The organism is Luteibacter sp. NPDC104163, from assembly GCF_055584245.1.
Map to the genome: position 1 here is coordinate 39,268 of NZ_JBVJMK010000012.1, position 26,082 is coordinate 65,349.

Annotated in this window: 12 protein-coding genes; 7 read left to right on the top strand and 5 right to left on the bottom strand. The window is 61.0% G+C overall.

What is annotated here, in order from left to right; genetic code table 11:
- Window positions 1-255: 255 nt before the first annotated feature.
- Genes ACZ6YI_RS14980 through ACZ6YI_RS14990 form a run of 3 tightly spaced genes read right to left on the bottom strand, consistent with a single transcriptional unit; the run spans window position 256 to window position 14,080 of the window.
- Window positions 256-744, bottom strand: a complete 489-nt coding sequence (locus tag ACZ6YI_RS14980; RefSeq protein WP_465779355.1) for a hypothetical protein — start codon at window positions 742-744, stop codon at window positions 256-258.
- A gap of 8 nt (window positions 745-752) precedes the next feature.
- The gene (locus ACZ6YI_RS14985; protein WP_465779356.1) at window positions 753-6,188 is read right to left on the bottom strand and encodes an RHS repeat domain-containing protein; all 5,436 of its coding nucleotides are present in this window, start codon (window positions 6,186-6,188) and stop codon (window positions 753-755) included.
- Window positions 6,185-14,080 carry an IPT/TIG domain-containing protein gene (locus ACZ6YI_RS14990; RefSeq protein WP_465779357.1) on the bottom strand — a complete coding sequence of 2,632 codons (7,896 nt, stop codon included), beginning with the start codon at window positions 14,078-14,080 and terminating at the stop codon, window positions 6,185-6,187. The genes ACZ6YI_RS14985 and ACZ6YI_RS14990 overlap by 4 nt, the downstream gene beginning before the upstream one ends.
- 419 nt (window positions 14,081-14,499) lie before the next feature.
- On the opposite strand from ACZ6YI_RS14990, the gene ACZ6YI_RS14995 reads away from it, so the two are divergent.
- Both ACZ6YI_RS14995 and ACZ6YI_RS15000 read left to right on the top strand, forming a co-directional pair.
- Window positions 14,500-15,015, top strand: coding sequence for a hypothetical protein (locus ACZ6YI_RS14995; protein WP_465779358.1), 516 nt, complete (start codon window positions 14,500-14,502; stop codon window positions 15,013-15,015).
- A 27-nt stretch (window positions 15,016-15,042) separates the two neighbouring features.
- A complete protein-coding gene (locus tag ACZ6YI_RS15000) occupies window positions 15,043-16,068 on the top strand; it encodes a cytochrome-c peroxidase (RefSeq protein WP_465779359.1) in 1,026 nt (341 codons plus the stop codon).
- Window positions 16,069-16,552: 484 nt separating this feature from the next.
- Here the strand turns inward: ACZ6YI_RS15000 and ACZ6YI_RS15005 are convergent, their stop codons facing one another.
- On the bottom strand, window positions 16,553-17,074 hold the full coding sequence (locus tag ACZ6YI_RS15005) for a hypothetical protein (protein WP_465779360.1): 522 nt from the start codon (window positions 17,072-17,074) through the stop codon (window positions 16,553-16,555).
- A gap of 247 nt (window positions 17,075-17,321) precedes the next feature.
- Here ACZ6YI_RS15005 and ACZ6YI_RS15010 point away from each other — a divergent pair, with 247 nt between their 5' ends.
- On the top strand, window positions 17,322-19,217 hold the full coding sequence (locus ACZ6YI_RS15010) for an acyltransferase family protein (protein WP_465779361.1): 1,896 nt from the start codon (window positions 17,322-17,324) through the stop codon (window positions 19,215-19,217).
- A 42-nt stretch (window positions 19,218-19,259) separates the two neighbouring features.
- Window positions 19,260-21,134 carry an acyltransferase family protein gene (locus tag ACZ6YI_RS15015; protein ID WP_465779362.1) on the top strand — a complete coding sequence of 625 codons (1,875 nt, stop codon included), beginning with the start codon at window positions 19,260-19,262 and terminating at the stop codon, window positions 21,132-21,134.
- A gap of 38 nt (window positions 21,135-21,172) precedes the next feature.
- Here the strand turns inward: ACZ6YI_RS15015 and ACZ6YI_RS15020 are convergent, their stop codons facing one another.
- The gene (locus tag ACZ6YI_RS15020; RefSeq protein ID WP_465779363.1) at window positions 21,173-23,269 is read right to left on the bottom strand and encodes a dipeptidyl-peptidase 5; all 2,097 of its coding nucleotides are present in this window, start codon (window positions 23,267-23,269) and stop codon (window positions 21,173-21,175) included.
- 158 nt (window positions 23,270-23,427) lie between these two features.
- Here ACZ6YI_RS15020 and ACZ6YI_RS15025 point away from each other — a divergent pair, with 158 nt between their 5' ends.
- The 3 genes from ACZ6YI_RS15025 (at window position 23,428) to ACZ6YI_RS15035 (ending at window position 26,079) form a co-directional block, all read left to right on the top strand.
- Window positions 23,428-24,783, top strand: a complete 1,356-nt coding sequence (locus tag ACZ6YI_RS15025) for a hypothetical protein (protein WP_465779364.1) — start codon at window positions 23,428-23,430, stop codon at window positions 24,781-24,783.
- A gap of 74 nt (window positions 24,784-24,857) precedes the next feature.
- The gene (locus ACZ6YI_RS15030) at window positions 24,858-25,292 is read left to right on the top strand and encodes a pilin (RefSeq protein WP_465779365.1); all 435 of its coding nucleotides are present in this window, start codon (window positions 24,858-24,860) and stop codon (window positions 25,290-25,292) included.
- Window positions 25,293-25,602: 310 nt separating this feature from the next.
- Window positions 25,603-26,079 (top strand): pilin, encoded by a 477-nt coding sequence (locus tag ACZ6YI_RS15035; RefSeq protein WP_465779366.1) that lies wholly within the window; start codon window positions 25,603-25,605, stop codon window positions 26,077-26,079.
- Window positions 26,080-26,082: the final 3 nt, after the last annotated feature.

Here is a 26,082-nt window from a genome sequence, read left to right on the forward strand (position 1 = left end):
CGATTAGTCGAGTCGCAAAACTAACGCGCACATCCAAACAAGAGCAGTGCCCTGGCGATGCGCGTTTCCATTTTCATTTTTTCCAGACTCTGATCGAATCTGCAGTCGCACAATGACTTCTGTTCGTTTCAGATCAGGCCGAGACTTCAGGCGCCAGATACCGTTACACGGTAACTTAGGCAACGGCGCAGTCGCATTCAGCAGTGATGCGGGTCACTTGCCAACAACTTCGCGTACGCCCCGATCAAGGGAGAATCAGGCACGTCCACGATTTGGAATGCCTTCCAACTCACTCAGTCTATTGCCTTTCCACTCCTGAACCGGAATACCGTGGCGGCGCAGCTGTTCGTTCACGACGTTGACAAATATTTCGATATCCCTGATCGAAGATTGAACAAGGATCGCACTGAACACCGAACGGTCCCTAGGTAAGAACATGCATCCCCAGCTTCCACCCTGGTTCGGGGTGACGCGAACGGCTCGAATATCGCCCCAGCTGAGGAACCATCCAGCAGAACCAAATATCCTCTTCCGTATGCCGTCGTCAGTTATCACCACATCAAGCCAAATGATCATCGAAAAGGCGGCGACAACTGTCATCAGGCTGACAAAGATGGCGGCATACCACCAATCTTCCGGGCGAAATTTTCCGAACGCAAGCGTACAGCCCGCCAGAACGTAGAAGGCGAAAACCATGGCGGCGCTGATGTACCTTCTCCGCCCGTAAGTGAAGGTGTGCTGCATCAAAGATCCTAAAAGCTGCTCAACGAAGGCCACGGAAAATGGTTGTCAGGCATAGGCGGCTCGGCGACAGCGCATTCAGCCAAAGGATCCATCTTTCCACCAATAGCGCCGACGACGCCACTGAGGCCCCCGAAGGTATCGACTGCGCCGCTTCCCACCACAGCCTCGCCGGCGCCAGCCACGAACGCCTCGGCTGTCATGAACGGAGCCGCTGCCCCCACCATGGCACCCCAAGAAGCACGCTTAAATGGAGGTTTATTGCCCATGACGTTACCCGCAACCGTGCCGGCGACGCCCGATGCAGCGCCGTAGGCAGAGGTTGCCGCGGCGCCGCCTAACATTCCGGCGATCTCACCACCGAGAGCGGTAGCTCCCTTCTGCACCGCCCCCACTAGACCACCGCCGAGAGCGCCCGTCAGAGCACCCGCGGCCGCGCCCGCAACCGCCCCGCCCCAGTCCCAAGTCAAATTGCCCTGGCTGTCCGTTCCAACTCCCCCAGAGATTCCACCAATTATTCCACCGATCACCGCCCCCGCGCACCAAGGGCAGTGTCCGCTTGGATCGGTGAAATTCGTCGGCGACGTTCTGGCATACGAATAGAGGTTTTCCTGACCAGCGGCCAGCCCAAATGAATCCTCACTGAGAAAGCGCCCCAGTGAAGGGACGTAGTATCTAGACCGATAGTAGTAGAGGTCGTCGCCATCGAGTTCTCGCCCAGTGAAAAGATAGGCGTTGTCCTGAGGCGCTGGCGCTACGGAGCTCCTTCCATAGGCGTCATAGGAGTATCGGGTTACTACTTGCCCTCCGCTGTTAGTCAGGCCAATGGACGAACCAACGCCATCGGCCATGAAGAACTGAGCACCTGCCGACCCGATGCGAGCCAGACGTTCATCCACCGAAGGGCCGGTAACCAAACGGAACTCCTCATCACCGACAACCTCCTTGGCTTCATTCACTCCGTCGTACACATAGCGTTTGGTGACATCAGACGTCTTCGCGGTGCGACGACCAAATACATCGTACGTAAAGCGGAAGAGGTCTACACCACTTGAACTGACCCGGACAAGCTGACCTCTCGCATTCCACTCGTATTGACGCACACCATCGGACGTGAGATTCCCGTCCTCGTCATAGGTGTATGACTTTCCAGATGCCGACAATACCTTATTCGACCCATCAAAGGAGCTGTCAATGGCAGTCGGATCCGAAAGATCACTCTGTCCCTCTCCCGACGCGATCTTCCTACGGCCGACCGTGTCATACGCGTAGCCCGATGAAGCGAGCACATGAGAATTTGAATCGACATACTGAATGGCGGTCGGCCGCCCGGAAATATCATAGGTGTATACCGCTGACATCCCGTTTGGAAACTGAATCGAGGATCTTCTGCCCAGAGGGTCGTAAGCGAAGTGATAGAAACTCGTCCCGTCGCCCTCTGCAATAAGGCGATTCGCGTCATCGTACTCGTAAGTCGTGGCGTCCCGGCCGTCGACGATCATCGAGATTCGCCGACCGGCGGCGTCGTACATGTATTGCACGGAACTCTTGTCGGTAACTTCAGAGGTTACGCGGTCGCCATCATCATAGGTCCACGTCATTCGGCCAGACACCGTGTCCAACGATTCAACCGGACGGTTATTCGGACCGTACGTAATCGACGTGCCAGATCCATCTGCGAATGTCCGGAAGATGAGCAGATCGAGCGCGTTGTACTCATAAGTTGTTAACTGATGCTTACGGTCTTCGACGGAAACCAGGTTCCCCTTCAGGTCGTAGCCAAAGTGGGTCGTTCGACCAGATGCATCCGTATACGAAACGCGATTCCCGATTGCGTCGTACGCATACTTCATGCTCGTGCCATTCGCAAGCGTCACCATCAGCGGATTACCGAGGGCGTCGTACGTGAAAGTGGACGAGTTGCCAAGTGAATCAGTCGATGAGATGACTCTGTCGTTCAAGTCATAGGTCACCTGCCTCAATCCACCGTCACTGGTCGTGGCCGCGACTCGGCGACCGACGACGTCGTAGACGAAGTTTGATACATGGCCGAGCGGATCGACCACTGAGACAAGATCGCCACCGCTAAACATAAACCTTGTCTTATTTCCTTCGGCGTCGACGAAGGACGTCACACGCCCCTGTCCGTCACACGTGAACATCATCGAACGGTTCGTCGGGTCCGTTGCCTTCGAGACACAGCCCCCTTGGTACTCAAGTCGTGATGTGTGACCGAGAGCATCGGTGACTGACGCGATTCGACCGTTTTCTGCCCAGGTGTAGGAGGTCTTGTTTTCATCAGGCGACCCAACGAGGCGATCGCTCGAAAGGATACGGCCGACCGCGTCATATTCGTATTTTGTTTTCCGACCGGCTACGTCAGTGCGAGACGCGATCTGCCCCGACGAATTCATCTCCGTCGTGCGTGTTTGCTCGATCGAGGATCCGTACGCAAGTATCTCCTTTACCGGGTATCCCGTAACCGCGTCAAAATCCGTACGCTCATTGCCGCCGTTTTGATCGGTTGTAACAACCGACACAATCTTTCCGGAGCTATTGGTCTCATAAGCGAAGCGCATTCTTCCACCGTCCGCGTAGTCCTGGCTTACGACCCTCGAACTACTTTCGGATTCGAAGTGGTTACGCTCGTCAATGTAGCCCCGCCGATTCAGAATGGATTCGACGTAGCGCGTCTCAACCCCATTGACGGTCCGATAGGTGTACTCCTCATGAGTCCCGTCGGGAAAAGTCACGCGACGCAACACTGGAGATCCACCGCCACTGACCCCGGCCAAGGGTGCATATTCGTACGTTACGGTCCGGCCGATCGCGTCGGAAACCGATCCAATCAGGTTGTTACTTAGGTGCGAGATATTAATGAATCGACCATTCGGCGACACGATCTGCGAGATCAGCCCGGATTCGTACCTGTACTGGACTGTGTTCCCGTACGCGTCAACCTTACGATACAGTTTGTTTGGGGCATGCCTGTCGAACCAGTATTGCATCCCATTGGTAAGAGTAATGATCCAATGGGCGCCTTCCGGCGTGTTGTCGGTAAGAAACTGAAGCGTTGCGCCAAAAAACGCCGACCTTGTTTTCGAATGGCGCCACACGGTGCCCACCAGTGGCCACACCGCCTGCCCTGCAACGAGATCGAATGCGATCGGCTCGCCGCAAGGTAGAGTGAGCCGCGGCGATACAAAATTTCCAGCGCTTGAGAGCGTCATATTCAGCGAGCTACCCGAACCTAGCCCGAATGGTGCCGCCGGATCACTCAGGTCCCCGGCAGATCGATCGATCGATATGGGGAGGGTATCCCCGATGGTGAGGTCAGTCCATCGACGCACGAACATGCCCGTCTGCAGATCTACTGGCTCGCCTGCGCATTTCCCGTTAGGCTTTTTGCCATTGTCCGGCTTCGGCGGATTGGTCGACGCACCCGCACCCAGCGCCCACACCAGACGCGTGTCCTTGTCCGCCACGAGCTGGCTTGAATCCTGCGACACATGCCCCGCCCCATACATCTCCCAGCCCTTTTCGGCCGAGTACACCCAGAAGTCGGCCTTGTCCGCCGGCTTCTGCTTGCCATAGTTCGGATAGACGACCTGGATGCCCTTCGCTGCTTGCGGCGTCATGCCCTGCACCACCGCGTCGCCTGGCTGGATGGTGAAGTACATCGGGAAGTTGTCGGGCAGCGGGAACGGGGCGTGGTCCACCGGGGTGGGCACGATCGCGATCTCGTTGAGCACTTTGCCGTTGCGATCCTTGAACACGGCGCCGGCGGGGATGCGCAGTTCGAGACCGGGCATGTCCGGGTGGGTGAGCACCGTCTCACGGGTGGTCGGCGACGGTAGCGGGATCTTGTCGCGCTCGAGCACGCGCGGCAGGTACATCACGAACGGCATGTGGTTGACGGTCGCCGCGGTGATATCCGCGCCCACGATGAAGCGACCATATTCGGTGCCGGGCTTGCCGGCCGGACCACCGTCGACGAACAGCTCGCGACGGCCCGACTGAAGGTTCTGCAGCACGAAGACGCCACGTGCGTCGGTCTGCACCGTCTGCTCGCCGAGCGTGATGGCCACATTGGCCACCGGGGTGTCGTCGATCCGGCGGACCTGGCCGATCAGGGCCGTGGCGCCCCTGGGCAAGTTCGCTTCCAGCTGCTTCGTATCGGGAAGCGTCTGGCGATCCTTGTAGAGGCGCCAGTGGCCGCCTGAGGCAGTTGCCACGTTGTCCTGGCCGGGGTAGAACGCACCATCCTTCACCTCGCCCTTGTCGCGGCACAGGTGGAAGGCATCGCCTGGCTTGCAGGGTTTCGCCCTGCCCTCCCCGGCCATGACGTAAACCGCCGGCTCGGACGACTTCGCGACATCAGCACCAGGCCGCTTGCCTTCGCCGGCCAGCACCACGCCATTGCGTGACGCCCGGGTCGTGAAACCGATGGCCTCGTAGGGCACATCCTTGCCGCCCGCAGTATGCAGGCCCTGGACGAAGATCGTGTAGCGCGCCGACGGGTAGAGCTCGTCAGGTAGCTGGATGAAGGCCAGACGGCCATTCTCGGCACCGACCACCCGGGTTTTGACCACGCCGTTGGGGCCGAGCAATGACACCGTGTGGCCGAGTTGCGCAACATCGATGGGCTCGTCGAAGCGCAGCGCCAACGGACCGATCGGCGACGCGTTACCGGCATCCTTGAGCGGATATGACGCGGCGATGCCGGGGGTGCCCGCATCCTGGCGCTCCGGTGTGCCGAACCGCCATGTATCGTGCACCGGTCGGCCGACTTCGTCGATGCCGCCCGTGACCTCCAGCGTCCCGTCGGCCAACAGCAACGCTTGGCCACCGAGGCGCACGTGGGTTGTGTCGCCAGCCTTTAATTCGAGGTTCCGATCCAGTGGGCGCCACACGGCGACCTCATGCGCTGGCACGTTACCCGGACCCCAACCGCCCGTCATGGCAAGCGAACCGTCGGACAGCACGCTCAACGTATGCGCGGCGCGCACGGGTAGGCCTAGCCTCCCCGTCGTTACCAGTGCGCCGGTCGAGGGCTCGAACCATTCGCCCGTTTCAACAAGGCGGCCTTCGTTATCCACACCGCCCCAGATCAGTACCTGGCCTGTTGGCATGGCGGTGAGCGAAGCAAAATGGCGAGGCGTGGTAAGCGGGAACCGCTTGTCACCAAGCGCCAGCGACGCATTATTGAGCGTCAATGAACGGCCATCCCCGAGTGTGACTTGCGATTCGTCCGCCATCCGGTCCGTCGCGAACGGCCCAGGAAAAACGACACGCTGCGCGATGGGATGGTGATGCTGGATCGCAACCGCGAGCGCACTTAGCGCGACGACCGAGATTGCACCCGCCAGCGTCCGTTTGTCCATGGCTTTCCCCTTGGTTCCTTCGATCATGCTGATAACCGTGCCTGCCTGAACATCGTGGGTCACGGTGAACTCCCTGCGGTAAGCGTCAGCGTGCCTTGCGCCGCCGACAAAAGATCGCTGCTGACTACGACTGTATAGGTCCCGTCTACCGGTAAGTTCGGCAGATTCAAGATACCGTTGCCGGTCGTCGTAAGCGCTGCATACCGGACACTTGGGTTGAAGAGCCCGGTATCAGGACGGTAGATGCGCACACTTGTCGCCCCACCAACAGGCGTAGTCGTCGCACCGGTTAACCGAACAGCCACGGACTCGTTGCGATGGGCGGTGAACGTGTAGCGTACGACCTCGCCAAGTCCGCGGCTGATATCCACCGGAACATCCATGGCAAGGGCGCCTCGCTCGGCATTCGCCAGAAACCGTGCATCAAATCCGATCTGGCCATCCGCGCTATTGGGTTTTGCGACCACGCGGTAATGACCAGCGGCAAGGTTCCAGTAGTCACGAGCGCAATTGCCAGACACGTAGCAGTTGTAATTATCAACCTGCGCGCCGGCCGCACTGAACAGCGTGACATTGATGTAGTTCGACGACGAATCCTGCGCAGTACCGGAGAGCGTCAGCTCAAAGTTGCCTGCGACCGGCACATCCATGTCTAAATAGACACTCTGGCCCTGCGCGTTGGAATGCGCGTGCACCGTAGCACCGCCGGTTATATTAATACCGCCGGCACCCGGCACGAGCGTGATCTTTCCGACGCCCGCCATGTCGTAGTCCGAATTCACAATGACCGTATACGCACCGCCCACCGGAAGGTCGGGCAGATTGATCAGCGTAGTGTTCTTTGTGCTCGCCTGGGCGTAATAGGCACCGCTGACGATACGACCACCATCCGGCCGGTAGACCCTGATCATCGTATTCAGGTTGGCTGGGATGGTTGCGATGTCCGACAGTCGCAAGGCCACCGTGTCGCCCGCACCAGCGTTAAAGGTGTAGCGGAACACGTCGCCATTCTCATGGGCGATATCGGCCGGCACGCCGGGTGCCAACTCGCCCTTCGCCTTGTTCGCCTTGATGAGGCCGTCGAACGATAGTCGCTGCGACGGATAAGCAGGCTGCAGCATTACATGATAGACGCCGCCCGGCAGGTCCCATAGGGCGCGGGCGCAGCTCGGCCATGAAGGATAACAATTGAAGCTATCCATCTGCACACCCGCTGGCGTGTATATGTTTACGGTGAAATAGTTGTCGCCTCCGTCGCCCTGCGACATCCCGTAGAGGACCAGCTCGGAACTCGCACCCGACGTCAGGTTGACATCGAAGTAGATGTTCTGACCAGCGACACCTGCTCCAAGGTGCGTCGCCACCCCTTCGGTGAGCGTGTGTCCCGTCGCGCCGTCAACTAACGTCAGCGTCCCCGCAGCCGGCACCAGGTAGTCGGAATTGACCAGCACCGTGTAGGTGCCGGTCGAAGGCAACGATGGCAGGTTCAGTGTCCGCGAATCCCGCACGGCCATCGAGCTGTACGGCGCCCCACCCGTGATCAACCCACCGTCCGGGCGATACACGCGGATATTCGTGTTGTAGCCCGTCGGCGTTGTGGACGGACTATCGAGACGAAGCGCCACAGCCTCGCCCGTGCTCCCCTGGAACGTGAAGCGAAGCACGTCGCCGAAGACGCGCGTGACGTCCGTCGGCGTATTCCGTGTCAGTGCGCCCTTGAGCGGATTGGCGCGGAGCATCGCATTGAAGCTCAGGGTCGAGGACAAATACGCCGGCTGTACTACAACATGGTAGCGGCCGGCTCTGAGGTTCCATAGATCGCGCGCGCAGCTGGGCCACGACGGGTAGCAGTTGAATGAATCGATCTGCACCCCGGACGGCGAGAACAGCGTGACCGTGTAGTAATGATCAATACCGTCGCCGGACGACGCTCCTGAAAGGGTGAGCTCGTAAGCACCCGCCGAGCCCACGTCAACGTCGAAGTACACGTTCTGCGCTGACGAATTCGCCGAAGCATGCAGGGGTGACGCCTCGGTAAGCGTGGCCCCTGAAGCCGCCCCTACCAGAGTCAGCTGACCGCTGCCGGCGACCAGGTAATCGCTGTGGACAAGCACGGTATAGGTACCCGTGGCCGGCAGATCCGTCAGGTTGAGCGTGTTCACTGCCGTCGTCGATATCGACGAATAGGGATTGCCCGGCAGAATCACGCCGCCGTCCGGGCGATAGACACGGATAGCTGTTGCGAAGCCCGCAGGGGTGGTGGTCACCCCAGAGAGACTCAGGCCGATGGTTTCCCCCTGCGATGCGTCAAAGGTATAGCGCAGAATGTCGCCGCCGACGTGACTGATGTTCGCAGCGGTGCCGCGCACGAGCTGGCCACCTTCCTTATTGCGAACGAACGTGATGTCGAACGAAGGCTTGGAGGTGCCGTACTGAGGGAGCACGACTACGCGGTAAGTGCCTGACCCAAGGTTCCACATGTCACGTGAGCAGGACGGGTCCGTCGGGCGGCAATTGAAGTTATCCACCTGGATACCCGCGGCGTTGTAAATACTTACCTGGTAGTAGTTGTTGCCGTCTTGAAGGTTGGCATTCGTAATGAACAGCTCGAAGTTACCGCCGGCGCTCGCGTCAAAATCGACCCATGCGTTCTCGCCCGGAGCGTTTGCATCAATATGCGTAGTCGCACCCGGGGTGAGTATTGAACCGACGGCGCCCGGCGCAACCATGAGCTTTGCGTTAAATGCGAGGAGCCAATCGGCATGTAGCAGGACCGTGTATGTGCCGGTGACAGGGACACGATTGATATTGATGGTCGTACGACTATTCGTGGTGACGCTGCTCCACGGTGAACCTGGTTGAATGAGTCCACCATCCGGACGATACACACGCATCCCGACATTGGTTCCCGGTGCCGCAACGGCAACGTTCGATAGATAGAGCGCCAGGGTTTCGTCCTGAACTGCGTCGAAGGTGTAGCGGACTATATCGCCTGCCTTTGCAGCGACATCCTTTGTGGTTCCGCGATCGAGCGCCCCACCCTTCGGGTTGCTGTGAACCATCGCATCGAACGACATGCCAGAACCATTGTTCGGCGACACGGTAACCGTGTAGGAACCGACCTTTGTGTTCCACACATCCGCCGTGCAGGCGGCCTGCGTGTTGTAGCACGTCGAACTTCCGACATTTGCGCCCGACGGATCATACACGTTGACGTAGTAATAACTGGCCGGACTGGATGCACCCGTGACGACGAGGTCAAGGTTCTGGCCACCCGTGGAATTGAACACCATGGAGACGGCCAGGTCGGGCGCCGTCCAACCGAAGTGCTTCGGTGCCGCGTCCACGGTCAGGTTTGCGGGCTTAGGCGCGGGTGTATCGCCGGAACGAACGAACGCTTCCGTCAGCCTCAGCGAAGCAGGCAGGCCGAAATCTGGAAGGACCAGCACGGTGTATGTACCCGTCGCCGGCAGATTCGAAAGCGTGAAGAGGCGATTGCCTGCCGCTCCGTCTTCGAAAATACGAGGTGTCGAAGTGGTGACCGCGCCTACGCTAGGGGAGAATACCGCAAGGCGCACGCTACGCCCCGAAGGCGAAGTGAGTACATCCTGCACAAGAAGCGTGCGCGTGTCGCCAGCCATGGCATCGAAGGACACTCTTTGAGCCTGGCCGCTACCTAGAACGATTGCGAGATCATTGCCGTCTGAGAGCTTGGGGCCCTGCTTGTGCGACGTGATCATGGCGTCGAACTGCGTGGCCTGCCCGTTGTTCATCACGACGCTAACCTGGTAGTCGCCTTCCGTGAGGTGCCAAAGATGCAGATCGCAACCCGGATCTGCGTAGTAGCAACTCTTCGTCGCCACTTGCTGCCCCAGCGCGTTGGCAACATAAATGTTGTAGTTCCCGTAAAGAGCTCCGGTGACTACCGCGTTCCAGAATGACAGCTCCAGGTCATCAAATGAGCGTGCGTGGAACTTGAGAAAAGATGTCTGGCCTACGCCGGGCACTTTGAAGGTCTGCGGCGGGGCATCGGTCACCAGCTCGCCCGTCGTTCCATGCAGCAGGTCGAGGCGCACGTGCGCAGGAACGCCGGCGCTGGGGATGATTAGAACCGTGTAGTTCCCCGTCACCGGGAGATTTCTTAGATCCGCGACCTGGTTACCCGTCCGCGTGAAGTCAAGGTAGGGCGACGTGCTCGTCGTGATCACCCCGGCATCGGGGCGGTACACCACGAATCGCACGTTCTTCCCTGCCGGCGTGGTCACAATGCCGGTTTCCTGCAGCGCCAGGGTGTCGCCGGCACTCGCGTGGAAAGTCATCCGCTCGACCTGCCCAACGCCCAGGTCGAACGACGCGGGCGCGTCGAAAGAAAGGATACGGCCCGATCGCTGCGGAACAACGGCGGCATCGAACCTCAGCGTGCCTCCCCCAATAAGCGAGACGGTCGCGTGGTATGTTCCGCCAGCCAGCGCCCATAGGTGCAACTCACATCCGGGCTCCGAAGTGCTGCATGTCGCGTTGGTGATGCTGCGGCCTGCGTCGTCACGTATATCGACCCTATAGCCGGCATAGGTAGACCCCGACTGCACGACATTGAAGAAAGCCAGCTCGAGGTTGTCACCTCGCCCAGCCGTGAAGTCGATGTACGTGGTTTGGGTAGCCGCGTTGGTCTCGAACGTGTGTGATGCGCCATCACTTGGCAACGACCCGGTCACACCGCCGATGAGCGTGAAGTGGACTTCCGCAGGAACACCGTACTCTGGCAGGACAATGACCGTGTAGTCGCCAGTTACCGGCAGGCTCGGCAGATCGAGAAGCTGATCGCCCGAGCGTGTGAATTCGGTGTATGCCGGAGTGACGGTCGATATCGTTCCGGCATCCGGACGATACACAACAAAGCGGACGTTTCGGCCAAGAGGCTCAGTCTTGATACCCGATTCGATCAGCGCAAGGGTGTCGCCAGCGTTAGCGTGGAAAGTGAAACGTCCGGCTTCGCCTCGACCTAGCGAGGCGGTAAGTGGCTCGTCGCCGGTCAGTTGCGGGAAAACTTTGTGCGGGCGTGCCGCCGCGTCGAAAGATAGCGTACCGCCCCAGTTGGAGCCGATGCTAACGCGGTAACGACCGGCAGGCAGATTCCAAAGATGGTACACGCAGCCCGGGTTCGCGACGGCGCAAGTGCCTCCTCCCATGGAGCGACCGACCCCATCCCGGATGTCAACGGCGAAACCACCGTAGCTGGCTCCGGTCTGCACGATGTTGGAGAAGGAAAGCTCGAGGCTCTCGCCCTGGTAAGCCGAAAACTCGATATAGGTTGATTGCGAGGAGCTACGTGTCGAGAAATGGCTTGACTGGCCATCGGCAGGGAGGCTGCCCACTTCACCAGTGATCAACTGCACCGTTGTATCGACGCCGACACCCGCATCAGAGAGAACTGCCACGGTGTAGTCGCCCGTGACAGGCAGGTTTGGAAGGTCTAGAAGGCGCGGACCAGTGGCGGTGAACTCCGTGTAGCTCGCCGTGCTGGTCGCGATTGCGCCCGCATCCGGACGGTAGACGATGTATCGGACGCCCTGACCCTGCGGCGTCGTAGCCAGACTGTTCACGGCAAATGCGTATGTATCCCCCGCATTGGCGTGAAAAGTCAGGTACTCCGCCGACCCGCCGTCCAACACGACGTGTGCCGGCGTATCCGCCGCGATCCTTCGTCCGACGATCACGTCACGCAGGGCGGCCTTCACGTGCAGGGTACCGCCCCAGTTCATGGTAAGCGTTGCGCGATAATGCCCTGCGGTCAGGTACCACAGGTGGAACTGGCAGCCGTAAGCGGTCGTATAGCAGGTCCGACTCTGGACGGACCTGCCCACGGCGTCGCGAATGTCAACGGTGTACGCAGTATTGGTCGCACCCGTCAGCACCGCTTCGGACAGCGTCAGTTCCAGGCGCTCACCAGCCGTCGCGTCGAAATCAACGTACATCGACTGGCCATTCACGTGTGTATCCAGCACCACGGGCGCGGCGTTGGCCTGCAGCGTCGTCGTCGTCCCAGTTATCAAGCTCAACTGTGCGGCGCCGGACAACCCATAGTCAGGTAGCACCAGGATTGTATAGCGTCCTGCGACCGGCAGATCCGGAAGATTCGCGACTCGCGACCCGTTCGTCGAGAAGTCCATGTATGCGGGGGTCTGCGTGGTGATCGCACCCGCATCCGGGCGGTAGACGAGGTAGCGGATGTTCTGACTCTGTGGAACGGTGCGCGTATTGCTGACGTACATCGCCAGCGTGTCTCCAGCCTGCGCGTCGAAGGTGATGCGCTCAGCCTGACCTGACGCGAGGTCAATCCCGAGGGTCGCATCGCGAGTGATCGATCGGCCGGCGAGGTGCTTCTGCAGAGTCGCGTTGAGGTGCAATGTGCCACCACGTGTAGGGACCACGACCGCTTGATAGTCACCCTCGGTGAGATACCAGAGATGCAGGTTGCAGTTGCCACCCGGCGTGGTCACGTTACAACTGGTATACGTGACCTCGTTTCCGGCGGCGGCGTAGACATGCAGCTCATAAGCAACCTGAGTCGTGTCTGTCAGAGACGCCTTCGAGACGACCAACTCCACGTCATCAAACGGGTTGGCGTGGAAATTCATGTACACGTTCTGGCCCGGAGACTTCGCCTCAAGCGAGACGGGGTCCGATCCCGGGACGAGCACGCCGGTCGTACCCTTGAGCACCGCCACACGCATGCTTCCTTTGACACCCACACCCGGCGAGGCAATCAGCTGCCATGAACCGCCTGACGGAAGGTTCGCAAGGTTGATCGTGCCCACGCCTGACGCGACGCCACTCGTATATAGCGTGCCTGCGGGGCTATACACGCTGTAGGTCACGGCGGCATTGACCGGTACGGTAGTAGCTCCCGCAATCTTCACGACTAGCGTGTCTTTTGCCTGCGCATCAAACGTAGCGCGTACGCTCTGTGAGGGTGCCTGGGTTACGAGCGTCAGCTCATCGTTGCCGAAGGAAGCATTGGATACCGATGCCACGTCGAACGACGACGAGCCAGCGTCATTCGGGTGGAACATCACGAGATAGGTCCCGCTACCCCGCACACGGCCCAGGTGGATGGAAGCGGCACTTGTCGAAACCGTTCCTTGCTGGACAGCAACGTTGCCTGGAGCGTAAACGGTGTAGCCAATGTTCTTTGAACTGCCAGAGAAATTCGACAGCTGAAGGCTGATCCAGAATTTGCCTTCGCTGTCGAACATCACCGCGCCGTAGGAAGTACCGCCCGCGAGGTCAACGTGGGCCGGGCTCGCGTCTATCGTGGCAACGCCGCGCGAACGCACGTTCGCCGGGTCGATACCCGCAGGTACGACAAGAACGCTTTGGACGCTTTCGTCGGAGCCGTACGGGGTCTGCACACGGACACGGCCGCTACTCGCGGAGGGAGGCAAGACGGCTACCAGATGCTGGTTGGTGGTGCCTTGACCGACATCCAGCGAGCGCCCACCGATGCGGAGCGAGGTCTTGCCGGAGATAGGGTAGAGGTGCGATCCGTCGACACCGATCGATGTCCCGGCCACTGCAATGTCAGGCATCACCTGACCAATAGCCGGCGGCAAACCGGTCTCGTCAACAGTGAAGGAAGACTCGCTCGTCGCAGTGCGACCACCGACGGCCACGGTGACGGGGCCCGTGGTGGCATCGTAGGGAACCGTGACCTTAAGTTCGTTGGCGGTCGCCGAAGAAACCGTGGCTGGCGTGCCGTTAAACTTCACCGTGTCGTTAGCCGCAAGGCTCGAAAAGCCCTGGCCGCGTATCGATACCGGGGTATCCACCGTGCCGTGGCTCGGCGTCATCGCGAAGATGCGTAGCTCGGAGGCCTGCACGCGCTCGATGCGAAGGATGTTGCCCATGGCGTCGTAGACGTAACGGGCACTTTCGCCGCTATCGTCGGTGACCACGGCCAACCGGCCGTTCGCATCGTAGACGTACTGTGTCGCCGCGACGGGCCCCACTCCCGCAAGGAGAGTGACGGCGGCGGTGACAAACCACGAGGCGAGCCTCCTGCGCGCGCTCGTGGCGCGCGATCCCTGCGACAACATACGCACATCCCCTGTGGCCAGCACCCCGCCAGCCTTCCCTTTCGCTGCCGGCTGCCCTGCCCGGCCCCCTGTAACGTCGCAATAATGTACGGATCCCAGAATTCGCAGAATGCTACGCTCATCACAGTTTCTTGCGCAATGCGCCTGCCGAATCCGCGCTGACCTGCGAGGCGTGCGTTTGTAATTACGATCTGGTATGAATGCCGGCACGCCGGGGCGGAGCTGCCTCGTGCCTCGCCGATCCGAGGGGGATCGGGCCCATGTCCGGAATGACATCGATGAAGAAATGGACCGCCTGCGCCCTTGCGCTGGCCACCGCCCTGGCACTCGGTGCTTGCAGCAAGTCGAACGACCAGGCTGCAACCACCCCCGCCGGGGACACCACTGCCGCGAGGAAAGCCACGGTACCCCGCCCGGCAGCGAACGCTGACGAAAACAGCTGGGGACTGTATCTGGCCGACCAGGGCAAGGTGCACGCCGACGATATCGGCATGAAGCCGTACATCTACGTGATTCCCGCTGGCGATGGCGCCATGGCCGAGGATAGGCGGAAGAACGAAACGGATTCGATCGTGAACGGTGCCGGTTCGATCCTTATTCCCGGTGCCCTGCTGATCCTGGGCGGCCCGGATGCCGCAACGACTAACGCCTTCACCACCGCCCTCGGCAAGGAAGTGAAGCCTGACACGCTGAAGGGCGTGACCGTGCTCGTCGTTGGCGACGGTGCCCGGAAGGATGAACTGTCGAAGACGCTGGCCTCCACGGGTGCACGCGTCCGCGTCGCAGCGATGTAAGGGACAGTAGCGCCTTCGGAGCGAAGGATGCGCCCGGTCCTCGTCATCACCTGTATATCGCTTGTCTTTGCCGGGGCACTCGCGTTTGCGTTTGCGCATTCGCAGGCGGCGTCAGCCACGGCGGCTGATGCCAGCCAAGTCGCGCTCGGCCAGAAGCTGTTCGCCGACCCACGCCTTAGCGCGGACGGGCGAACCAGCTGTGCGACGTGCCACATCCCAGGAATGGCCTTCAGCGACGGCAAGCCCGTCGCCATTGGCGTCCACGGCCTTCCCGGCACCCGCAACACCCCATCACTGACCACCACGATTGCATCGCAGCGAACTACGTTCTTCTGGGACGGGCGACGTGACCGTCTGGAAGACGCGGTGATGGACCCCTTTAGTAACCCAGTGGAAATGGGGCTTCACGGGCGCACAGCGATTGCCACCACGACAACTGCCCTGCCCGAATACGCCACGTGGTTTCCCGCAGGCAAGGATACGCCACTGACCGAGGCTGACCGAGCCATCGCCTATGCACTCGCTGCCTATCTGCGGCAACTGAGCCTTACCCCCACGCGGTACGAGCGCTTCGCCAGCGGCGATGCGACCGCGCTCGACGAGCGCGAAAAACTCGGCATGCGTATTTTTGCAGGCAAGGGACAATGCGCGACCTGCCATGCGCTCCAGGGCGCCCAACTCACCGATCACGATTTCCACCGCTCAGGCGTGAGCATGGACGACATCGCGGCACGCCTGCCCGAGCTGACGCAAGGCGTGCTAATACGAAGCCTCGGCGGAGCCGCTCTCGGCGACAGAATCGCCACGCACGCGGACGAAGCCCAGCTCGGCCATTTTGCCGCGAGCCATAGGGTTTCGGATATCGAGACGTTTGCCACGCCGTCATTACGCGAGGTGCGGCTGACCGCCCCCTATATGCATGATGGGAGCGTTCCTAGCCTTGAGGCCGCAGTGGATCGAGAGGTTTACTACCGAGGGCTCGATACTGGTTACCCGATTGGGCTTACGGCGCAGGAGCGAGGGGACCTCATGGTATTTTTGAAGGCACTATAGTCTCAGTGAACTCATCCATTTCATCGGACATAGCACCGGGTCTGTAAGGTCGACAGCCCTGACACCCTAAACTTTGACTACTCGTTTCGCACGCTCCACTCGGGCGATTCGTACTACCCTGCGCCAGCCATCTTCCATGGAGAGTTCCGCTGACGCATTCGTGATCCCACCACTAGCGTCACGAAGCGCGCACCTCAGATTTACTTATTGCATGGGCTTGAACGCGGCATCGACCGCGGCGTCACGGAAAGAATGTCGCCCATAAAGTCTGTGCTGGTCTTTTGCCAGCCGCCATCATGTATGGACGCAATCCGTGCGCTTAAGCGATTGATCATAGCCGTGTCACCGCGATCGTAGCCTGATAATTTCCCGTCATCCGATCACGAGTAATCCCGTGTGGCGCTCCTTTGCCATATTCCACGCCAGCGCCCCCGTTACAGTGTCGAACTCAGACATAGCGGTTTGTTTGCGATAGCCAAGGCAGTCAAAAGTCGTTCTTGCGGTAGGTGACGCATTGAACGAGACCAACAATGGCCAGGCCGGACAGGACGCCAGTAAGCGCAAAATTGAACCATCCGAAAAGAAGAAGGGTTTGGAACGACGTGCCGAAGAGGAATGCGCGTATATCCCCACCGTGCGCACTGGCAAGGACCAGGAATGAGAAGCCGACGAGAAGGAGTGACGCGAGAACTGCCTTGACGCGCCTGGTGACCGTAAAGTCAGAGCCGAACTTATTGGGTGGATTGCCAATTTTTAGGACGACCGCGCCGAGGACCGCGAAAAATGAGGGCCAAACGAAGAAGTAGTAAAGCTCGGACAACTCCGGATAGCTTGAGGCGCTCGACCAGCGACGTGCAGGCACGAGCGGCGCCGCATGGACTATTGACATCATTACGTCCATGAACGATCGATCTTTGGATGCGACGTACGCGATCACCGCAGCCACCACCGCCGTCACCGCAAAGGAGGCCACACATAACGATACGTAAGTGCTTTTAGCGCTCACGGATGGCCTCATTGACGGGAACGCGGCACCGGAGAGCCATCTTGTCGTCGTCATTGAGCATCGGGCAACCCTTCCATGGCCGTGGGCACTCGCCCCCGCGGCGGATCGTAAATAATAACGATCGGCCACACAATAGTGGGTTCCGATCACAAATCATTGCTTCAGCAAGAGAAAGGCGACGGCATCAGCCCGGGCGAGGGTGAACATTGGCTATAGTGGCGCCCACTCCAGAGCGCCGACCGACTTGATGACTGCCACCCGAGCGACAGCGGACCATCCAGGTCTCGCCTACCGCCCTTCCGTCGATGGCCTTCGCGCTATCGCGGTTCTTGGCGTCGTCCTGTATCACGCCGGGTTCGGCCCGCCGGGTGGGTTTGTTGGCGTCGATGTGTTTTTTGTGATCTCGGGGTTTCTGATCACGTCCCTTCTGGAGGCTGAGCTCGACAGGAGCGGACGCATCGACCTGGCCGCGTTCTATGCGCGCCGGGCCCGGCGGCTCTTGCCCGCCTTGGCAATCGTGCTGCTGGCGACGGTCGCCGGATGTTTTGCGATTCTCTCGCCGTATGGCGAGCTGACGGCGGCACTCCGCTCGGTTGCCGCATCGTGCGTGTTCGGCGCCAACATCTTTTTCCAGTACACGACCGGGGGTTATTTCGGGCCCGACGTAAACCACCTCCCGCTGCTGCACCTCTGGTCATTGGGCGTCGAGGAGCAGTACTACCTGCTCTGGCCCGTGGCGTTGTTGATGGCGAGGAAGCTCCCGCTCAGGGCCCGTTGTGCTGTGTTCGGCGCATGCGCGGCCGGATCATTGGCGTATGCCGAGTGGGCGCTTTACCACGGCAGCCAGGCAGCCTTCTACGCGATGCCGTCGCGCTGGTGGGAGCTTTCATTGGGTGCGTTGGTGGCGTGGGCACCGCCCGCCGGACAGCGTAGCGGACGCTGGGAGAGCATAGCCGGCATATCGCTGATCCTCGTTGCGATGGCATTCCCCACGCGCCATTTTCCAGGCATCGGCGCCGTGCCGGCGACGCTAGGCGCGGCGATGCTGGTGCATGCGTCCACGGTGCACGGAGGGGCCTGGCGCGTACTTGCGTCGCCCGCGATGGTGCTGGTGGGCAAGGTGTCGTACCCGTTTTATCTGTGGCACTGGCCGTTGCTGGCATTGGCGGCGGTGGCGATCCCTGGCGAGGTCCCGGCGGTGACGCGTGCCGGCCTTGTGCTCGCAGGGTTCATCCTGGCGCTGGGCACCTGGCAGTATCTCGAGAAGCCCCTTCGAAACGTAACCCTAGCGCTGCCACGCAAGCTGGTTGGCGCCACACTTGCGGCGTGCGTCGCGATCGCCATTCTGTCAGTGCAGGTCGCCGATGCGGTCAAGGCATCGCCACCGTCGCATGACCCCGCCGCGCTAGCCTCGCAGGACATGCCAGCGAACATGGCCGCCTGCCATGCGAACTCATTCGCCCCTGCCGTGTTGCCTGACGAGTCGAAATGTACGCTTGGTGGCAAAGGCTCACCGCAGATTGTCATCTGGGGCGATTCACATGCGCTGGCATTCCAGCCATTCGCCACTGCTATTGCGCAACGTGAAGGCAAGGTGGCCATCGCCTACTCGCGCGATGCCTGCGCGCCAGCGGTGGCTTACGATAATGGCGAGCGCCCAAAAACCTCGGCATTATGCAAGGCGTTCAATGCGGCAGCATTTGACCGTGCGAAGACTATGGATACCGTCATTCTCGCCTCTCGCTGGCCAAAGCCGGACGACAGGCAGTTCGGTGCGGACCTTACGGCCACCGTCGACGCGCTTGCACCCCATGTCCGGCGCATCTACATCATCGGTGCCACGCCCGACCTCCCGTCCGCCGTGCCTGAGTGCATGTTCCGTCATGCCCTGAAAGCCTGCGAGATCGCGCGCCAAACGTTCATCGATCGCTCCGCGCCGATCCGTGCCGTGCTCTCCGCATTGCCCGCGCGACACCCCAACGTGGTGTATGTCGAGCCCGCGGACTTCTTCTGCAACAGAGAGACCTGTCCGGGCGTGCGCAACGGCATGGCGCTGTATTGGGATAATAACCACATCTCGTCCACCGCGGCCGCCGCTTTCGGGCGAACGTTCGTCGCGACGGCCACTGACGGCGAACTCTGACGAGTGGCGCGGTCGCGGGATATGACGACGGCGACACATGGCATGGCGTATCGACCCGGCATCGACGGCATTCGGGCCATCGCCGTGCTCGGGGTAGTCCTCTACCACGCGGGTTTCGGTATACCAGCGGGCTATACCGGTGTGGACGTCTTTTTTGTCGTCTCGGGCTTCCTGATCACATCGCTGCTCGAGGCCGAACTGGCGAGTACGGGCCGAATCGACCTAGCCGGTTTCTACGCCCGGCGCGCCCGGCGCTTGCTTCCCGCGTTGGGCATCGTGCTTGCCGCTACCGTCGCGGGGTGCTTCGCCATCCTCTCTCCATACGGCGAACTCTCAGCAGCGCTGCGTTCGGTCGCCGCCTCGAGCGTCTTCAGCGCCAACGTCCTCTTCCAGTACACCACGGGTGACTACTTCGGCCTTAATGCAGACCGCATGCCGTTGCTGCACCTGTGGTCATTGGGTGTGGAAGAGCAGTACTACCTTATATGGCCCATCGCGCTCCTGCTGGCTCGTCGACACTCACCGACTGCCCGGTTCGTGGCGTTCGCTGCTTGTGCGGCCGGGTCGTTCGCGTTTGCCGAATGGGCACTTTATCGCGGAAGCCAAGCCGCGTTTTACGCGATGCCCTCCCGGTGGTGGGAGCTTTCACTGGGCGCCCTTGTTGCCTGGGCACCGCGCGCTAGCGAACGCAACGGCCACCGGGAAAGCATCCTTGGCGCAGCACTGCTCATCGCCGCCATGACTTTCCCGACGACGCACTTCCCGGGCTTCGGCGCCCTCCCCGCGACGCTCGGCGCGGCATTGCTCGTGCATGCATCGACAACGCGGGGTGTCGTGTGGCGATTACTCTCCTCGCGGGCACTCGTATCGATCGGCCGCGTGTCATATCCGTTCTATCTCTGGCACTATCCCCTCCTTGCCCTTGCCACGGTCGCCCTTCCAGGCGAGCTCCCGGCCATGACGCGGATGTCCCTGGTGATCGCCTCGTTCGCGCTGGCTGTCGCAACCTGGCGATGGGTCGAGCGTCCGCTACGCCGAATGCGTGTGATGAAGGCCCACCGCGTCGTGGGTGTGACGCTCGCCGTATCGCTGGTCATAGCCATGGGCTCGCTCGCGGGCGCTTCCGCTGCGATGCGGTCCCCACCGCCCGAAGATCCTGCCGAAGCCGCAGCCCAGGACAGGCCGGCGAATCTTCCCGATTGTCACTTCAATCGCTTGATCCCGGCCGACGCAGTTGACCAAGCCTCTTGCGTGCTTGGCAGGAAGGGCAGCCCACGCATCGCCATCTGGGGTGATTCGCATGCGTTCGCCTTCCGTCCCTTCGCTGCTGCCTTGGCACGCGCACAAGGAAATGCTTTCACGGAATACTCGCGAGACGCATGCGCGCCTGCCGTGGAGTACGACAATGGCGAAAGCCCCGTGTTCGCCGCTGGTTGCAAGGCCTTCAATGCAGTTGCCCTGCGGCATGCGCAGTCAATGGATACCGTGATCCTGGCATCACGCTGGCCCAGGCCGACGGACCGGTATTTCGCCGAAAGACTCATCGCAACCGTCGACGCGCTGGCACCGCATGTGCGCAGGGTCATTATTATTGGTGCCACCCCCGACATGCCCGCGTCAGTGCCTGACTGCCTGCGACGGAACATTGCGAACGCCTGCGACGTGTCACGGGATGTTTTCATGGAGCGCTCCGCGCCGATCCGTGCCACGTTGTCAGCGTTGCCCGCGCGACATGCCAATGTCACCTACGTGGAGCCCGTAGATTTTTTCTGCGATGCAGCCCGCTGCCCAGGCGTTCGCGATGGCATGGCACTTTATTGGGATGATAACCACATCGCGTCACGCGCCGCCGCGGCGTTTGGAGACGCATTCGTGGATAGCGACAAGCTGCAGCATCCGACAACCCGACCCGAGTAAAGAAACGGCGACCTTTGGCCGCCGTTTCTCCTGATCGCTTACTTCGCGCTTGCTTCAGGCACGGTCCACTCCTTCAACCACGCATTCACCGTCTCATGCCACTGCACGCTGTTCTGCGGCTTGAGCACCCAGTGGTTTTCATCCGGGAAGTGCAGGAACTTGCTCGGGATGCCGCGACGCTGCAGTGCCGTGAATGCGCCCATGCCCTGGGTCTCCGGGATGCGGAAGTCCTTGCCACCGTGGATGACGAGCATCGGGACGCGCCAGTCCTTCACGTGGTTGATCGGGTTGAAGCGCTCGTAGTTTTCCGGGTGCTCGAACTGCGTGCCACCGTTTTCCTTCTCTTCGAACCAGAGCTCTTCGGTGTCGTAGTACATGGCGCGTGCATCGAAGACGCCATCGTGGTCGACAAGGCACTTCCACGGCTGGTTCCAGTTGCCAGCGATCCAGTAAACCATGTAGCCGCCGTAGCTGGCGCCCAGCGCGCAGGCGCGGTTGCCATCGAGGAAGCTGTACTTCTGCAGCGCGGCGCTCCAGCCGTCCTTCAGGTCTTCGAGCGGCTTGCCGCCCCAGTCACCCGAGATGGATTCGGTGAAGGCCTGGCCGTAGCCGGTCGAGCCATGGAAGTTGACCGTGACGACGGCGAAGCCCTGGCCTGCGTAGGTCTGCGCGTTCCAGCGGTAGCTCCAGCTGTTGGTCATGGCACCCTGCGGGCCGCCGTGGATGATGAAGGCGACCGGATAGGTCTTGCCCTTCTTGTAGCCGACGGGCTTCACGACGTAGCCCTGCACCGATTCGTTGTTCCAGCCCTTGAAGGTGAAGAACTCCGGCTCACCGACCTGGGCCGCCTTCATGCGCTTGGCGTTGTAATGGGTGATCTGCTTCAGGCCCTTGCCCTTCAGGTCAGCCGTATACAGGTCGGCCGGGCGCTTCAGGTCATCGCGCGAAAGCAGGATCTTCTTCTGGCCGACCGAGAAGGCGCTGACGCTGCCGTCGGTGACAAGCGTAGTGACCTTGCCCGTCGCGGCATCGATCGCGAACAGCGGATGCTGGCCATTATCGTCGGTGGTCGTGTAGAGGGTTTTGCCGTCGGCGGAGATCTGCAGGGTGCCCGCGGAGCGATCCCATGACGGATCGACTTCGTGCTTGGCACCCGTGGCGAGATCCATGGCCCAGATACCGAAACGATCCGCCTCGGAACCCGGTTCCTTCATGGCCGTGTAGTACAGGGTCTTGCCATCCGGCGACACCAGCGGATTCGCATCCCACGCCTGGTTGTCGCCAGTGAGGTTGGTCGGGTTGGCCGAACCATCCGCCGGGACGCTGTAGATGTCGAAATTAGTGGACCAGGGCTCGCTGTTGCCAGCGATGCGGACGTCGAAGTACACGGTCTTGCCATCCGGCGAGAAGGTGAATTCGTCTTCGCTGCCGTACGGCTTGCTCGGCACGTCGCCGTCGATGCCCTTGCTCAGGAGCACGGGCTGCGAAGGCGCGTTGGCGTCGGCGATGTAGAGCTGGGCGCGGCGGCCGTCAGCCCACGTATCCCAGTGGCGGACGAACAGCTTGTCGTAGACGGTACCGGTAGCCTTGTCTTTCTCGCGGCCGTCGAGGCGCTCCTTGGTGCAGCTGAGGTCGGCGCAGTCGGTGAAGACCTCGTAGCTCAGGAGGAGCTTCGAGCCATCCGGCGAGAGCTTGTAGGCACCGACATCGAGCGGGGCGTCGGTAACGGCCTCGCCAGGGTTGACCGTAAAGGCCAGGCCCTTGCCGCCCTGGCCGGCGTCAAACGCACGGTGGAAGACCTGGGCCGTACCGCCCTTGGGGGCGACGTAATAGATGGATTTGCCATCCGGTGCCCAGCGGGCCGAGGAGCCCTTCTCGACCACCTTGATCGGCTGGGGCGGCTTGTCCAGGTCCATCACGTAGAGCGACGTAACACCCTTGTTCGCCGCGTAATCCGTTGCCCGCACGGCGAAAAGTGCGTAGCGGCCATCCGGGGACAGCTGGGGGTCACCGACGCGATCCATCATGACCAGGTCGCGGATGGAGAACGGGTGCGGCGAGGCCATGTCGGCGTCGGCGGCCAGCACGGGGCTGGTGGCCAGCGCCAGGGCTAGCGCGGCGAAGAGGGGTTTCATGGGTGGAGCTCCGTTTGGCTTTTTTCGTCGAGACGGGACGGTACGGAGGGTAGCGCATCGGCGCAAGGTGCGACGCGGCACGCGGGGATGCGTGGCCGCCATAGCGTATCCTCCTGCGGTCTTGGCGACCGCCACCGACCGGCGCCGTAGGAGAACCCATGCATCCGTTCCACCCCATGCACCCGCGACGTCCCACATATATCGCTCTCGTCATCGCCCTCGTGGCGGGCATTGTGGCCACCGGGCTGCGCCTGTGGTTTGTCACGCATGCGCAGGTGCTACAGCCCGTCGATCTTGAATATGTGCGTGGCGATGCTGTTCAGTACTACCGGTACGCATGGAACCTGATCCATCGCCATACGTTCTCCGTGGCATGGTCCGGGGCCGCCGTAGCGGCACCCGATAGCTTTCGGGATCCGGGATACCCCGCATTCCTCGGGACGATCATGGCGGCAACCGGATCGTTCGATCCTTTTTACGCAACCACCTTGCTGGTCCAGGCCATCCTGGGCGGGGCGACAGTGGCATTGCTCGTGATCGCCTGCCGGCGCGTACTGTCGCTTCCGTGGCTTGCCGCCGCCGCGCTCTTGATGGCTATCTGGCCGCATAGCATTGCCATCCCGGCCTATCTCCTATCTGAAACGCTGCTCGCCTTCCTTTGCTCGGTCGCACTCTGCATATACGGCTGGGCGACTACGCGGCCAAGAGCCGGTCGCCTCGTTGTTGCGGGCGTCGCGTTCGGCCTCGCGGCGTTGACGAACGCCGTACTGATTCCCTTCGGCCTCGTACTTGCCCTGTTCGCGTGGTGGCGCGGCGGCCTCGGCACGCGCCCCGCGGCGGCTCTGCTCATCGCGTCGCTGGCGCTACCCATGGCGTGGGGCGCACGGTCGTTTACCCTGCCTGACGTGCCGAGCGCGAAAGGCCGGGCGATGACCAACCTCGTACAGGGTTCGTGGCCGAGCTATCACCTCGCTTACCAACTGGCGAGCCATGGCGATGCGGGGGCGCAGGCCGAAATCGACGCCATGCAGGAAGAAATCGACACACTCCAGGCAAAGCCTTCGGCGGGCGCCGCCCTCATGCTCGGTCGATTGGGCGAAAGGCCGTGGACCTATTTGCGCTGGTACCTGAGCAAGCCGGCGCTATTATGGGACTGGAGCATACGTATCGGCCAGGGCGATGTGTATGTCTACCCCACGCGCGAATCGCCGCTTAAGACCTCATCCCTGCTCGCCGCGATGGCGGGGGCATGTTATGTGCTGAATCCGATCCTGATGCTGCTCGCGTTGATTGCCTCGGTCCTCGCCTTGATTCGTCGAGAAACTCCGCCGCCTTTGCAGGCCATTGCCTGCCTCAGCCTCTTCGTGACCCTGGTCTACACGATCCTGCAGGCGGAGCCGCGCTACTCGATTCCGTTCCGCGGGCCTGAAATGCTGCTCGCCATGGCGGCGGTGCCGGTCGGCCTCAACGCGTGGCGCCAGCGGCAAAAGCGTGACGGAGTTCAAGAATCCTGAGGGGGTCAGCCACCCGCTGTAGCCTTGGTACGAAACGTGCTGCGTCGGCTTCGATCTCCTCCAGGGCCTTCGCCATGCGCTCGCGTTCCTCCGGTTTCACCCTCATTGAACTGATGATCGTCGTGGCGATTATTGCCATCCTGGCAGCCATTGCCGTGCCGCAATACAAGACGTACATCATTCGGACGCAGGCGTCGGAAGGCTTCATACTGGCCTCGGGTGCCCGGGCAGCAATCTGGGAGTTCATGACGAATAAGGGAACTTTCCCGTCGTCGAATGAATCTGCGGGGCTACCGAAGGCCGCATCGCTGGCTGGAAAGTACGTGTCGAGCCTGTCGGTGGGCGATGGTGGGGTCGTAACGATCAGTTACGAACAAGCCGACACCAACGACACGCTGAAGAAACAGACCTTGATCATGTCTCCCGCCGCCAATGGCGGCACCATCAGCTGGGCTTGCCGCGGATCGATCGATCCCAAGTACCTACCGACTTCGTGCCGGAAAGCGTGACGCAGAACGTCACCTTATGACATTTAACGTCACATCAAAATGTGTCGCAATCCACTGAATCCGCGAAATTTTCTTGTTGATCCGCTAGCGTGATCCTGTGCACAATCCCGGCACCGGCAAATATGAGGGAATATGTCGGTCGCGAGGCCCATGGCATGGCAAATGCAGGACCTGCGGCGAGCTTCCTGGTCGTTCCTGACCAAAGCAAGTGAGGGAGCATTCCTCTCCGTTGCTCGGCAAGGGGGAGGTGCTAGGGCTCAGGGGGCATCACTTTTTTTCGGTTAGTTATACCCATTAACGAGGAATCTCCATGAAGAACGTCCAGAAGGGCTTCACGCTCATCGAACTGATGATCGTGGTCGCCATCATCGCGATCCTGGCTGCTATCGCCATCCCGCAGTACCAGAACTACATCATCCGCACCCAGGTGTCGGAAGGCATGAACCTGGCTGACGGCGCCAAGACCGCCGTGGCTGAGTTCTACAACAACAAGGGTCACTTCCCGCTGGGTGCCGGTTCGGCAGGCCTGCCGGTCACGGATGGTTCGACCCAGGGTAAGTACGTCAAGAAGGTGACGGTCACCAAGGGCGTGATCAACGCTGAATTTGCGAGCGGCACGCCGCAGGAAGCCAACGACAAGATCGATGGCAAGTTCGTCGGCCTGTCGCCGTACGACAATGGCGGCACCATCGCCTGGAATTGCCGTTCCACCGCAGCCGTCAAGGGCGGTAATAAGACCGACGTGGCCGAGCAGTACCTGCCGACCGCTTGCCGCGCTGAAAAGTAAGCC

Excerpts from the sequence above, each read along its gene's own strand:
- ACZ6YI_RS15020 (WP_465779363.1), bottom strand. The coding sequence starts at position 23,269 with ATGAAACCCCTCTTCGCCGCGCTAGCCCTGGCGCTGGCCACCAGCCCC.
- ACZ6YI_RS15000 (WP_465779359.1), top strand. The coding sequence starts at position 15,043 with ATGCGCCCGGTCCTCGTCATCACCTGTATATCGCTTGTCTTTGCCGGG.
- ACZ6YI_RS15015 (WP_465779362.1), top strand. The coding sequence starts at position 19,260 with ATGGCGTATCGACCCGGCATCGACGGCATTCGGGCCATCGCCGTGCTC.
- ACZ6YI_RS15025 (WP_465779364.1), top strand. The coding sequence starts at position 23,428 with ATGCATCCGTTCCACCCCATGCACCCGCGACGTCCCACATATATCGCT.
- ACZ6YI_RS14995 (WP_465779358.1), top strand. The coding sequence starts at position 14,500 with ATGAAGAAATGGACCGCCTGCGCCCTTGCGCTGGCCACCGCCCTGGCA.
- ACZ6YI_RS15010 (WP_465779361.1), top strand. The coding sequence starts at position 17,322 with ATGACTGCCACCCGAGCGACAGCGGACCATCCAGGTCTCGCCTACCGC.
- ACZ6YI_RS14980 (WP_465779355.1), bottom strand. The coding sequence starts at position 744 with ATGCAGCACACCTTCACTTACGGGCGGAGAAGGTACATCAGCGCCGCC.
- ACZ6YI_RS15035 (WP_465779366.1), top strand. The coding sequence starts at position 25,603 with ATGAAGAACGTCCAGAAGGGCTTCACGCTCATCGAACTGATGATCGTG.
- ACZ6YI_RS15030 (WP_465779365.1), top strand. The coding sequence starts at position 24,858 with ATGCGCTCGCGTTCCTCCGGTTTCACCCTCATTGAACTGATGATCGTC.